12 protein-coding genes are annotated in these 12,950 nt (G+C 38.2%); all 12 read left to right on the top strand.

Features of this window, described 5'->3' with window-relative positions; genetic code table 11:
• Positions 1–120: 120 nt before the first annotated feature.
• Positions 121–1,359 carry a U32 family peptidase gene (locus D3H64_RS08015; protein ID WP_121565730.1) on the top strand — a complete coding sequence of 413 codons (1,239 nt, stop codon included), beginning with the start codon at positions 121–123 and terminating at the stop codon, positions 1,357–1,359.
• Positions 1,360–1,805: 446 nt separating this feature from the next.
• The gene (locus D3H64_RS08010; protein ID WP_121565729.1) at positions 1,806–3,107 is read left to right on the top strand and encodes a uracil-xanthine permease family protein; all 1,302 of its coding nucleotides are present in this window, start codon (positions 1,806–1,808) and stop codon (positions 3,105–3,107) included.
• Positions 3,108–3,363: 256 nt separating this feature from the next.
• Positions 3,364–3,594 (top strand): helix-turn-helix transcriptional regulator, encoded by a 231-nt coding sequence (locus tag D3H64_RS08005; RefSeq protein WP_121565728.1) that lies wholly within the window; start codon positions 3,364–3,366, stop codon positions 3,592–3,594.
• A 20-nt stretch (positions 3,595–3,614) separates the two neighbouring features.
• Entirely contained in the window at positions 3,615–4,232 is a 618-nt protein-coding gene (locus tag D3H64_RS08000; RefSeq protein ID WP_121565727.1) for a TetR/AcrR family transcriptional regulator, read from the top strand.
• Between the two features lie 180 nt (positions 4,233–4,412).
• Positions 4,413–4,550, top strand: a complete 138-nt coding sequence (locus D3H64_RS10265; RefSeq protein WP_158589255.1) for a hypothetical protein — start codon at positions 4,413–4,415, stop codon at positions 4,548–4,550.
• 224 nt (positions 4,551–4,774) lie between these two features.
• Positions 4,775–5,548, top strand: coding sequence for an ABC transporter ATP-binding protein (locus tag D3H64_RS07995; RefSeq protein WP_233554923.1), 774 nt, complete (start codon positions 4,775–4,777; stop codon positions 5,546–5,548).
• The gene (locus D3H64_RS07990; RefSeq protein ID WP_121565726.1) at positions 5,529–6,266 is read left to right on the top strand and encodes an ABC transporter permease; all 738 of its coding nucleotides are present in this window, start codon (positions 5,529–5,531) and stop codon (positions 6,264–6,266) included. Before D3H64_RS07995 ends, D3H64_RS07990 begins: the two co-directional genes overlap by 20 nt.
• A 3-nt stretch (positions 6,267–6,269) precedes the next feature.
• Positions 6,270–6,989, top strand: a complete 720-nt coding sequence (locus tag D3H64_RS07985) for an ABC transporter ATP-binding protein (RefSeq protein ID WP_121565725.1) — start codon at positions 6,270–6,272, stop codon at positions 6,987–6,989.
• Complete coding sequence (locus D3H64_RS07980) at positions 6,979–7,299, top strand: hypothetical protein (RefSeq protein WP_147429908.1); 321 nt, start codon at positions 6,979–6,981, stop codon at positions 7,297–7,299. Before D3H64_RS07985 ends, D3H64_RS07980 begins: the two co-directional genes overlap by 11 nt.
• A gap of 772 nt (positions 7,300–8,071) precedes the next feature.
• Positions 8,072–9,247 (top strand): MalY/PatB family protein, encoded by a 1,176-nt coding sequence (locus D3H64_RS07975; protein WP_121565723.1) that lies wholly within the window; start codon positions 8,072–8,074, stop codon positions 9,245–9,247.
• 357 nt (positions 9,248–9,604) lie between these two features.
• On the top strand, positions 9,605–10,981 hold the full coding sequence (locus tag D3H64_RS07970; RefSeq protein ID WP_121565722.1) for a GTPase: 1,377 nt from the start codon (positions 9,605–9,607) through the stop codon (positions 10,979–10,981).
• Positions 10,982–11,437: 456 nt separating this feature from the next.
• Complete coding sequence (locus D3H64_RS07965) at positions 11,438–12,784, top strand: NlpC/P60 family protein (RefSeq protein ID WP_121565721.1); 1,347 nt, start codon at positions 11,438–11,440, stop codon at positions 12,782–12,784.
• Positions 12,785–12,950: the final 166 nt, after the last annotated feature.

Here is a 12,950-nt window from a genome sequence, read left to right as displayed (position 1 = left end):
TGGTATGACTGATAGAGATGATCAGGGAGAAGTCTTTGTTGGCTTAATAGATAAGAGTAGGAGAAGGAGTCCGGTATAGAGGACTTTTGTATGAAGACAGTAAGAATGAGGAGGAGTGGCATGGGCCGCGTCATTACGAAAAAACCAGAGCTATTAGCTCCAGGTGGTACTTTAGAAAAATTAAAGATGGCGATTCATTATGGAGCAGATGCTTGCTATATTGGGGGGCAGGCGTATGGTTTACGTAGTCGTGCAGGTAATTTTGATTTTACAGAAATGAAAGAAGCAGTAGACTATGCGCACGAGCATGGAGCAAAAATTTATTTGGCCTCTAACATGGTTACACATGAAGGAGATGAAAAGGGGGCAGGGGAATTTTATCGGACTGTTCGCGATTTAGGGATAGATGCGGTATTAGTCTCAGACCCAGCTTTAATGGAAATTGCAGTGACGGAAGCTCCAGGCCTAGCGATTCATTTATCTACACAGGCTAGTGCAACCAATTACCAAACCCTCAATTTTTGGGCAGATGAGGGCTTAGAACGGGTGGTTTTGGCTCGGGAAGTTAGTATGGAAGAAATTCGCTATATGCGGGAACGAGTGAATGTGGAAATTGAGGCCTTTGTTCATGGGGCAATGTGCATTTCTTATTCTGGGCGTTGTGTCTTAAGTAACCATATGGCGAACCGTGATGCGAACCGTGGAGGCTGCGCTCAGTCTTGTCGTTGGAAATACGGCTTGTTTGATATGGACTTGCCAGGGCTCAAACATACTATTGGAGAAGAACATGGCGTGGAAGAAGCTTTTTCTATGAGTGCGGTTGACCTATCTATGCTAGGGCATATTCCTGATTTAGTGGAAGCGGGGATCGATAGCTTGAAGGTAGAAGGCCGGATGAAGTCTATTCACTATGTTTCTACTGTATGTAATGTTTATCGGAAGGCGATTGATGCTTATTGCGCTGATCCAGATCATTACGAATTGAAAAAGGAATGGGTGGATGAGTTGTGGAAAGTTGCGCAAAGAGAACTCGCTACAGGCTTCTTCTACGGGACGCCTACTGAAGAGGAACAACTCTTTGGTCCACGTCGCAAGATTCCTCAATATGCCTTTGTAGGCCAAGTCATAGCATATGATGAAGCAAGTGGGATAGCGACCATCCAACAAAGAAATAATTTTGGCTGCGGGGACGAGGTTGAATTTTACGGGCCAGGTATGCGCCACTTTACCCAAACGGTTGAAGAGCTAAAGGATGAAAATGGACTAGCTATTGATCGTGCACCTCATGCCATGATGATCTGTCAAATGCCGGTTAAAGAACCCGTTCAAGTCTACGATATGATAAGGAAACGGAAGTGATGGGCGATTGGCTGCTAGCTAAGGTGTTAGGCGGATAGACTGACGGGTAAATAAGTTAGACTGATACGCTTGCCTTTAGCGAAGTTAAATGGAGCAGAATTTTTTTACGTCAGTAAGGCGGAGTAAAAGGCTGCTCTTTTTTGCTTTTAAGCTATCCTAAAAATATAGTGATAAGATAATGAAAACCAATTTGAGGGAAGATGACTTCCGGTGAAAGAGACTTTAAAAAATTAAGGGAAAGTAACTGGAATCACTTGACAAGTTGGGGCGTTTTGGTAAAATGATCAAAGATTAAAGGACTTTTAATTTTGTCCCGTGAGGCAAAAAAAGCTCAACCAGTTGAGAGTTATGGCGAGTTGGGGAGAGTTTCTCGCTCGATATGACCGGTCAAGCGGGTCCTTTAGGAAAGAAAGGGCTCTTTTTTGTGCCCAAAAGGAGAGAGACACGTGGAATTAGAAACAAATAATGTCAATTTGCGGTATGATGTGGATCAAAAACCGTCAGCTGGTTTGGGTTGGCTTTTGAGTGTGCAACATGTTTTTGCTATGTTTGGGGCGACGATCTTGGTACCTTTGATTTTGGGGATGCCTGTATCGGTAGCCTTGTTTGCTAGTGGAATCGGGACCTTGATTTATGGCTTTGCTACACAGTATAAGGTGCCTGTTTATTTAGGGTCATCCTTTGCCTTTATTACAGCTATGGCTTTTGCGATGAAACAAATGCACGGGGACGTTAAAGCAGCTCAAACAGGGATTATGCTAACGGGTTTGGTTTATGTTATCGTAGCTTTCTTTGTTAAATATTTAGGAACTCGTTGGATTGACCGCCTCTTACCACCAATTGTTATTGGACCGATGATTATCGTTATCGGCTTGGGACTATCCGGATCTGCGGTAAAAAATGCAGGTTTTGTTGAAAAAGGGGATTGGAGAGGGATGTTGGTTGCTGTGGTGACTTTCTTGATCTCTGCTTTCATTAATACGAAAGCGAAAGGCTTTATCAAAATTATCCCATTCATTTTCGGTATTGTTGGAGGTTATTTAACAGCTCTTGCCTTTGGTTTAGTCGACTTTACTCCAGTGCTTGAAGCTAAATGGATCCAAGCCCCACAATTTATTTTGCCATTTAAGACACCTTACTTTGATCACTACAATCTGTATTTTGGACCGGAAAGCTGGGCGATCGTTCCAGTTGCTATCGTGACTATTGCTGAACATATTGGGGATCATACCGTCTTAAGTGAGATTTGTGGTCGAGAATTTTTAAAGACCCCAGGATTGAAACGGACTTTAGTTGGGGATGGGATTGCGACGACTGTTTCTGCCTTCTTGGGAGGTCCAGCTAATACGACATACGGTGAAAATACAGGGGTTGTAGCCTTGACCCGTGTAGCTAGCGTAAGTGTTATTCAAAGAGCTGCCTGCATTGCTATGGGGCTATCCTTCTTAGGAAAGTTTACGGCGATTATTGCCACGATTCCAAACTGTGTCCTAGGCGGGATGTCCATCTTACTCTATGGGGTTATCGCTTCTAATGGGTTGAAAGTGTTGATTGAAAACCGTGTGGACTTTAAACAAGTTCGTAATTTGATCATTGCCTCAGCTATGCTAGTGCTTGGCTTAGGTGGAGCAGTCTTACATTTAGGAAGTTTAGTGACTTTATCTGGGACAACCCTATGTGCTTTGTCTGGTGTAGCCTTGAACCTCATCTTGCCAGAAGAAGAAAAATTAAATATTACTATTGACTAAATTGAGTTAATCTAAAGAATAGAACAGCCTCGTGGGAGTTTTTGAGATTCCGACGAGGCTGTTTTTTATGTCAGACAAGTTGCTAAGGATCCTTTTGGAAAAGGGCGGCTAGTCTTTTGGTGAAGAGGTTTATATTAAGATAAAGAGTAATGTGGCCAGAAAGTATAGAGGTATCCCTATGGAATCAATAAAAAATTGAACGCAGCCAATATAAGATGATATAATAAGAATGAGTTAAAGAATAGCGAGGAATTTTATGACACTTAACTATAAACCGTTGTGGATACAACTTGCAAAAAAAGGATTAAGAAAGAAAGATGTCATTGCTATGGCTGGGCTTACCACAAATGTTATGGCACAAATGGGCAAGAATAAGCCGATAACATTGAAAAATTTAGAAAGAATATGTAAGGCACTTGATTGTACACCTAACGATGTATTCTCTTTTGATGATTTTTATGAGAATAGTACAACGAAACAAGTTTAATGTAGAAGGGCTATTGGACGATGGATAATAAAGAAAATACTAGAAATAAAATTATAAGTGTAGCAAGTAAACTGTTTATAACAAAGGGTTACGAAGAAACTAGAATTTCAGATATTATAAATGGACTTGATGGATTAACCAAGGGGGCAATATATCATTATTTTGAATCTAAGGAAGATATTTTTAATTCGGTTGTCAGTGAGATAGGAAGTAAAAACATACAAATCTTTGAAGAAATAAAAAGAGATAAAAGTTTACTGGGAGCTGAAAAACTAATAAAAATCGTAAAATCAAGTTTTGACAACAAAAACATGGAAGCTATCACACGCATGTCTCCTAATTTGTTGGATAATCCTAAATTGCTTTCGGCCTTTATTATTGAAATAAGGGATATAACAATTCCTCGGTATATTCAGCCTATAATAAATGAAGGTATAGCAGATGGTAGTATAAGAACTAAATATCCAAATGAAACAGCAGAAATGATTGCTGTTTTACTGAATTTATGGTTAAATCCACTGATATGGCAAAATGAGCAAATAAAAGTATCAAATAAAATGGAAGTAATTAACATGATGTTAGAAAAATTCGGGGTCAAGTTATTCGATGAGGAATTGATCAGTAAAATGGAAGATTGATTACCTAATAGCCAGTATTTATAACGCATGATTGGAAGCTAAATATCCACCATGCGTTTTTTTATTGAGATAAGTTTGTTATGAATATACAAATTGTTATTAAGGTGTTGATTAGCATACCCTTGGTATGTTAATATATAGAAACATACCAAGGGTATGCTTCTGTTTGGATGGATACCAGTGATATGTACAAAAGTAGGACTACTATATCAGCTGATGAATAATGAAAAAATTAAGAAGGAGATTGTTGACATGAAAAATATTAAAGTGCGTAAAGCAGAAAGTGCAAATGCAACGGCATGGTGGATTGTCATTTAATAGTTACGCAGCGTAGTTAAAATATAACGTTTTGTATTTTGTAATGATGTTATTAGACAACCCAATGATAGATACAGATTATAAAAAAAAAAACTACTAACTGAAAAAGAGTGCTATATTTGGAGAACTATGAAAGTTGTTGGGATGTCGATTGATGTATATATGTTGACGTTTTGGGCGGTACCTTGTTTATATAAGCTGATTATATGGATGGGGGGAAAACCATGAATTTTACAAATTTATATGTCAAAAATCTGAGTAAGTCGTATAAAAATAACATGAAAGCCAATGATAATATAACACTGGAATTTAAATCTGGAGAAATAACAGCGCTTATAGGTCACAATGGGGCAGGAAAAACGACCCTATTAAATCAGATGATAGGGCTTATAAAACCTACAAGTGGGAGCATCTTCGTTAATCAGATGGAAGTAACCAATAAACCTGCAATTGCAAGGAAACTAGTTTCGTCAATGCCACAATTTCAACTTCCTCTTAAAGGAGTTTCAGTTATTCAATCTATTGAAAGTGTTTTAAGAGTTAAAGGGTATTCAAGGGAAAATTCGAAAAGAAAAGCTGAAGATATCATTGACTTTTTGCAAATAAATAAATGGAAAAATGTATCGGGGGAAAAATTATCTGGAGGACTACAAAGGCTGACATCTTTTGCGATAAGTGTTACAGATGATTCTCCGATAATAGTTTTAGATGAACCCACAAATGATGTGGATCCTATAAGAAGGGTTCTTATGTGGAAATATTTACGAAAACTTGCGGATAATGGAAAAATAATCATAATCGTAACACATAACCTTTTAGAAGTGGAAAGGTATGCAAACAGGTATATTTTACTTGACAAAGGTAGTGTTCAAGTTGATATGAAAATAGATCAGAAACTTTTAAATAGTAGGCATCTACTTAGTATTTGGATGAAGATTGGCTCTTTGTATGACAGCTATGAGGAGATAGTAGGTAGAAATGATAAAAAATATATATAACAGCTCTGTAGGATTAATAAAATGGAGCTTAATTAGACATAAAGTTTATATACCTGCATTTGTTATAGTTCAAATGTTGTTATCGGTATCAGTAATATATGGGTTCTCTTTTATCACCAATGCTGTTGATAAAATATCAAGGACTTTTCTATGCACTGGGGCAATTACTATAAATATTATAGCAATCACTTGTGTTTTGTCTCCCCAAATTGTAAGTGAAGCAAAACAAAATGGAGTGTTAGATTATCAAAAAACTCTACCGATAGCACGAGTGGGCATTATAATGGCAGATTTATTTATATGGGGAGTAATTTCTTTGCCGGGTATTTTTGCCTCTATGATTGTTGGTTCACTATATTTCAATATGAATCCACAAATAAATATGGTTAGTTGCGTAAGTTTGATCTTTATAATGATGGCATTAACTTTTTTTGGCTTTTCAATTGCCTACTTATTTCCAGCGAATATTGTGCCCTTAATAACTCAAGTTATTATGATGGGAAGCTTGATGTTTTCACCAATAGTTTATTCAGCGGATAGATTACCTATGTGTATGGCGTATATATATAACTATCTCCCATTTGTTCCAGTAAGCAAAATTATAAGATTTTGTTTATTTGGATTAGATGATTTTAAAATAATGAATTATATTGTTATTTTATTTTGGGGAAGTATTTCCTTTTTGTCCTCATTGTATGTATTAACAAGGAGGGGATAAATTATGTATTTAAGAGTAGAGGGACTAAACAAGGTTATAAAAGGCAGGACTGTTTTAGAGGATGTTAACCTCAGCTTTATGCCAAATAAAATATATGGTCTTATCGGAGACAATGGAGCGGGGAAAACAACTTTTTTTAGGACGGTATTAGGATTAACTAAATATAGTGGCAAGTTTTATATCGATGGAATCGAAGAAAGCAATTACAGAAATGATGGCTTTTTTAAACGTGTGGGCGTTGTCATGCCTTTCCCTAAAGCTTATGAAAAGTGTACTATACAAGAGATATTTGAAGAGCATTGTTTTTATATGGGTATCCCAGAAATTAATCGTATAAGTAGTTTTCTTAGTAGGCTAGGATTAAATACCAATCTTAATGCCAAAATATCCGACCTGTCACTTGGGATGAAGCAGAAATTAAATATAGCACTTGCTTTATCTCATCGGCCTGATTTACTGTTGCTGGATGAACCTTTTAATGGATTAGATAGAACTGGTATATATAATTTAAAAAAAGTAATGAATGATTTTAAACAAAATAATAAGATAGTAATTATCTCAAGCCATTCATTTAGAGAGCTGGAAGATATTATTGATGAAGTCATCGTGTTGGATAGTGGGAAAATAATAGCTTCAGAAGATGTAAATCTATTTCCTGAGAAAGGTATCAATAGCTTGGATGAATTTTTTGAAATGATGAAGGGAGGAGAGGATGATGAATAGCTATGAAAAGCATTTTTCGAAAACAAGCTTTAAAAATATAGCTTTGTGGACTATTGTTATTCATATCTTTTCATTGGCTTTTTTCTCGATCGTAGGGAAGTTTGAAGAAATAGATGCGGACTTTATTTTGAAAAGTGGAAAAGGAATAGCTGTATTGGCATCAACGGTAACCTTGAGTTTTTTAACGATATATGGCATATATATCATTGACAAAAGATTGGTTGTTAGATATACGGGGGATTTCAGAGAAAGGTCATATATATATCCGTCAGGAAGAGAAAACGTTTTCAAAAAAGAACACTCGGATTAATATATAGGTATTCGTCAGTGTTTTTGGCTTGTATATGTTTGCTGAATACGGCATATATTTTTGTGTTTGAGGGGGCAAAAATATTTAGTGTCCCCGCGCGTGTTTTTGCTATTCTATTATATTCTTGTAGCACTTCAATATTAACGGTACTGGTAAGTGTGATTATCCTCTTATGTTCAATAGTTCTGGGGATAAAACATCAGTCTACAAATATAGCATTAATTACAGCGGTGGTTTTAATCGCGTGTATTGGGAATGTTGTGGCACATTCTTATTTATTGAACGTGCTTACCATACAAAGTATAAATGTCAGTCTGCTATGCATTGGATATGGGTTATATAAAGTTTTAACAAATATGATTAAAAATGACGATGTGATGAAATGAGGAAATAGCAATAGCTTATACGGGTTTATCATGAAAATAATAAAAAGAGTGAACATAATACAACAATTTTGCTCAAAGCGCTTTTGTGATACTGCTGTTGATAGATTTAGGAATATTGGCGGTGTAATGGCAAGTGTAATCTCTAATTTGGAATCAAGCAAGTGACTTAAGCTTGCGGGTGAAATTGGTTAGAAGCTTCCTTAACAAGAGAGGGAATATCGGAAATAAGTGTAAAGCTAAAAAACGTAAAAGTGGAGATGGATAAATTGCCTTGCTAGGCTAGAAAAAGCGTAAAAAAGGGCAAAAATCCTTTGGTATTTATGATAGAGTAGAGGCAGAAATAGTTGCTTGATAAGTGCGCTACTCTTAGCAAAGGAGATCTTAGGATGATATATGATTTTGAAACAACAGTAGACCGCTTGAAACAAGGGAGTCGTAAGTGGATGGCGATGAGAGAGTTACGCCCTGATGTAAGGGAAGGGGTTGTTCCCTTTTCGGTAGCTGATAGCGATATACCACTGATGCCAGAAATTCGTGAAGGATTGAAAGCCTATTTGGATGAAGCGGTTTTAGGCTATACATCGATGACAGATGCTCAATATCAAGCCGTTATCGATTGGCAGGCTAAACACCACCAATTCCCTGTAAAAAAAGAATGGATTTTAACTACTTGTGGAGTGGTAGCCGCTTTGCATTATGCTGTCCAAGCTTTTAGCAAAGCAGGGGAAGGAGTGGCTATTCTTACACCGGTATATCCTCCGTTTTATAGAGCCGTGACCTTGCATGATCGCCTTTTAGTGGATATTCCTTTAAAGGAAGGAAGAGATCATCATTTTACGATTGATTTTGATGGCTTAGAAGAAGCGATCAAAGAGTATCGTATTACTTTGTTGCTCTTTTGTTCGCCACATAACCCGGTAGGAAGGGTTTGGACTAAAGATGAACTGACTCGATTAGCGAGCATTGCAGAAAAATATGGAGTCATCATTGCTTGTGATGAAATCCATAATGATTTGATCCGTTCGGGTTACACTCATCAGGTATTAGCGCAATTGAACGATTGGACGAAAGAACATGTGCTGACCTTTACCGCTCCAAGTAAGACTTTTAATATAGCAGGCCTACAAACATCCGTTATTATTATTCCCAATGAAGAATTACGAAGAAAGTTTGAGGAACAGATGGAGTTAAATGCGTGCCATGGCGCTAATGCTCTAGGTTTAAAAGCAATGGAGCTTGCTTACACTCAGGGAGAAGCTTGGTTAGAGGGCTACTTGACTTTGGTTGAAAGAAATATTCAGGTTTTAGGAGACTTTTTGTCGAAAAAACTTCCAAAGGCTTACATGGCACAAATGGAAGGGACATATTTGGCTTGGGTCAACTTGGAAGCTTATGTGGAAGATTTAGATAGTTTGATGGACAGACTGTATGACGAGGACATCTTTTTCACAGATGGATCTACTTTTGGGGAGGCTGGACGTGGATTTGTGCGAGTGAATTTGTCTGCAACGACAGAAGAATTGAAGAAAGTCCTAGACCGCCTTGCTAATTGTATAAGCTAGACTTACTCATACTAGGATAGCATTAGTTCCATAGTCTAGATGAAGTTCATAGAGTAGAATTAATTTATAGGAAAGAACTAGATCCATTGGCTGTAGCAAATTGCATAGGCTATAGTGAAATGGATAGGATAAGAAGAGTTTTGTCGATAAACTGCTCCCTGGCTAATGGCTAGGGGGCAGTTCGACATATAAGAGTAAAATTGATGGAGGATCAGTCTTTGGCAGGAGTGCTTTGGATTAAAAGTGTTATATACTAGATCTATTGAATGGAAAGAATGACGTCAAACGGAAAGGACAGTAGTATTTTGACGACAATTGTAGTCCTGAATAGCTGTTTTAAGTAAGAGGAGGACAGGCATGTCTTTAACGATAGATTTTAATATGGTCAGCGAGTTGCTCCATCAAACAAAAGATCATGTGGATAAGATGCCTACTATTCGTATTATGGTAGTGGGGAAGACGGGAGTAGGGAAAAGTACCCTGATTAATAACCTCTTCCGTGAAAAAATGGCCACTACTGGGGTAGGGAAGCCAGTGACCCAATATGTGCAACGCCTCTTTAAAGATGGTGTGCCCATGGTTTTGTATGATACAAGGGGATTGGAGCTAGACGAGAATGTACGTGAAGTGATACGGGAAGAACTCCTTGAAACACTTACGAAGAATGAAAAATATCAAGGAGAAAAAATACACCTAGTTTACTATTGCATAAATTCCCAAACTAATAGGATTGAAGATGAAGAAATCAGCCTGATTAAAGCTTTGGCAAAATATGTCCCTGTTATCGTTGTCTTAACCCAATCAATGGGAACTTCAGCTAATGAATTTAAACATTTTATCGAAGGGATACATTTGCCGATTGAAGGCATCTATCCAGTTATGGCTGAACCCTTTCCTATTTATGAAGATGTCACTATTCCTAGATGGGGTCTTGAAGACTTAATCGCAGCATCTTTTGAATCTATTCCGGAAGAAAATCGTATAGCCTTTACTAATGTTCAACAAATTGATATTGCTCGAAAAACCAAGGAAGCGAGAAGGTGGGTCAAAAAATATATTTACACCACTTTTGGGATTGGTTTCGCCCCTATTCCATTTTCAGATGCTAGCCTTTTAGTGCCAATGCAAATTACTATGATGGCACATATTACAGCTATATTTGGGGTGACGATGGATCAAGCAACTCTGTCAGCTGTATTAGGGGCGGTCGGTGGAACAACAGGAGCGACTTTTGCAGGGCGGTATATTGTGGCTAATTTAACGAAAATGTTGCCTGGTCTAGGAACGATTGTCGGTGCCGTTATCAGTGGAACGACGGCAGCGTCATTAACGACAGCTTTGGGCTATTCTTACATTGAAATTTTGGCCTTGATGGCGAAAGGGAAAGACATAGACGCAAAAGAACTCGGTAAAGTTTTAAGTCAAAAAACAAAGTCACGTCTCAAACAGCATTACTCCCTGTCGGATCGACTAAAGGAGTCTAGGCAAAGAAATGATCAAGACGCCTCAAACTCGACTAGCCAGACGGAGCGCATAGAGGAAAAGGAAATAAAGGAAGGAAAAGAAGATAAAGCATTTCATCAAGCTATATTAGATAGAGCAGAAAGATTGATAAAAGGGGAAAGTCCACAGCAACATTCTTCGACGAAATTATTTGATAGGCTCAAAACTGGGAAAAGGCTGGCCCATCAAGTGGTAAAAATGGGAGCTAAATGGTTGAAAAGGCATAAGTAGAAGTAATGGAGGCAAATGACCTCATTTATCTTGTGCCAGTTTCCAGCTTATAGCAAACAAAAAAGACACATAAATTGCAGGCTTTTTCTAAAAAAATTAGCATAGAAAAACTTAGTTGAAAGCTACTCAACTAAGTTTTTTTGACCTAATAGACTAATTCATGTAAAATAAAAAAGTCTCGAAAAAGATGCCGTATAAGAATGAAACGATAAAAGGGAAAATAGGATCGTTGTGAAAACGTCGACATCCTATAGTCCTAAAGGATATCAGACTCAGGTCTTAAATTACAAAAATGTTACAGTTAAGATACGATTGCTATAATTCACTTTATTTAAGAGCCTACTATGGTATGATTTATCCAGTAAGGTTAAAGGCCTTATTGACAGACTAATGAATTTCGTATAAAAAAGTAAACGACGAGACGTCGGGATCGATTATTTAGGAGGTACACACGAGATGAAGAAATCTTTAGCGGTATTATTAACCGGTTCGCTGCTTGCTGTAAGTTCAGTTGCGCCAAGATCAGTTCATGCTGATGACGAAAATAACCAACCACAAACAGTTGCTGGCGTAAGCAGCCAACAATTGTTACAAGTTATTAGAGAACGTCAAGCACAAAACCAAGCTAACTTGGCTTACGTGAACGACCAAATGGCTCAAGCTCAAGCACAAGCAGAAGAAATTGCGGCTAAGCAAGCCCAAACAGCTCAAGAAATTGACCAACTAAAGAAAGAAATCGCTGTTAAGACAGAACAAATTAACAAGCGTCAAGAAAAAGTTGATCAACAAGCACGTTCTATCCAAGTAAAACGTTCAAACATGAGCTTGTTAGATTTCATCTTCGGTGGTAAGGACTTCCAAGAAGTTGTTAGCCGTTGCCAAGTGGCTTCTGAAATGATCAAAGCCAACAACAAACTTGTTGAACAACACAAACAACAAAAACAAGAATTGGATAAAGCTAAAGAAGAGTTAGATGCTAAACAAGCTATGCAAGAAAAATATGCATATGAATTAGCATGCTTGAAGGATAATTTGAATGGCCAAGCCGGTGCTTTACAAGCTGAAGCAAATAAACTTGCTTCTGACGCACAAGTCGTAGAACAACAAGTTATCGCTGAACAAGAAGCTGCTCGTAAACAAGCAGAAGCAGAAGCTGCCGCTAAGGCTCAAGCAGAAGCAGAGGCGCAAGCAAAAGCGCAAGCTGAAGCAGAAGCTAAAGAAAAAGCAGAAGCGGAGGCTCAAGCTCAAGCTCAAGCTCAAGCTCAAGCAAATGCTCAAGCTCAAACTCAAGCACCTGCTACTCAACCAAGCCAAACAGCTCAAACGCCTGCTGCAACACCAGCTCCAGCGCCAGCTCAACCAGCTACGCCAGCGCCAACTCCAGCTACTCCGGCTCCAGCAGCTCCAAAACCTGCTGCTCCAGCTCGTCAAGTTGCGCCAGCACCAGCTGCTAACGCTTCTTCTGTAACGGAAATTGCTAAACAATATATTGGAACACCTTATGTATGGGGTGGTTCTACACCAGCTGGATTTGACTGCTCTGGATTCGTTCAATATGTTTACAACAAGGTTGGACGTCAATTACCACGTGTAACTACTGGCCAAGAATTTGCCGGGACACGGATCAGTTCTGACCAAGCTCAAGCAGGAGACTTAGTTTTCTGGGGTAATCCAGGATCAACTTACCACGTAGGTTTGTCTTTAGGCGGTGGCAAGTACATCCACAGCCCTCAACCTGGTCAATCTGTAACGATCCAATCTCACCAATGGTTCCGTCCAGACTTTGCGGTTCGGTTGAAGTAGTTTAAACAATAGATCTATCAACTCCCTTCTTTTGAAGGGGGTTTTTGTTTTTAGAGAATATAGTATTATTAGTCATTAGAATAAGCTAAGGCTCATTTTTGCGCTTTATATCCTGAATTCCCCAACCAATAACGAGCTTAAGTCGTACAAATCCTAATTTTATGGT

The organism is Atopobacter sp. AH10 (assembly GCF_003664595.1).
In the GTDB taxonomy this organism is placed as follows: Bacteria; Bacillota; Bacilli; order Lactobacillales; family Aerococcaceae; genus Atopobacter.
The sequence above is the reverse complement of the archived record's forward strand: the minus strand, read 5'-3'. Positions and strand labels throughout refer to the sequence as shown.

Bases quoted from the DNA above. Each gene is read 5' to 3' on its own strand.
- D3H64_RS08015 (WP_121565730.1), top strand. From the start codon at position 121: ATGGGCCGCGTCATTACGAAAAAACCAGAGCTATTAGCTCCAGGTGGT.
- D3H64_RS08005 (WP_121565728.1), top strand. From the start codon at position 3,364: ATGACACTTAACTATAAACCGTTGTGGATACAACTTGCAAAAAAAGGA.
- D3H64_RS08000 (WP_121565727.1), top strand. From the start codon at position 3,615: ATGGATAATAAAGAAAATACTAGAAATAAAATTATAAGTGTAGCAAGT.
- D3H64_RS07995 (WP_233554923.1), top strand. From the start codon at position 4,775: ATGAATTTTACAAATTTATATGTCAAAAATCTGAGTAAGTCGTATAAA.
- D3H64_RS07990 (WP_121565726.1), top strand. From the start codon at position 5,529: ATGATAAAAAATATATATAACAGCTCTGTAGGATTAATAAAATGGAGC.
- D3H64_RS07985 (WP_121565725.1), top strand. From the start codon at position 6,270: ATGTATTTAAGAGTAGAGGGACTAAACAAGGTTATAAAAGGCAGGACT.
- D3H64_RS07980 (WP_147429908.1), top strand. From the start codon at position 6,979: ATGATGAATAGCTATGAAAAGCATTTTTCGAAAACAAGCTTTAAAAAT.
- D3H64_RS07975 (WP_121565723.1), top strand. From the start codon at position 8,072: ATGATATATGATTTTGAAACAACAGTAGACCGCTTGAAACAAGGGAGT.
- D3H64_RS07970 (WP_121565722.1), top strand. From the start codon at position 9,605: ATGTCTTTAACGATAGATTTTAATATGGTCAGCGAGTTGCTCCATCAA.
- D3H64_RS07965 (WP_121565721.1), top strand. From the start codon at position 11,438: ATGAAGAAATCTTTAGCGGTATTATTAACCGGTTCGCTGCTTGCTGTA.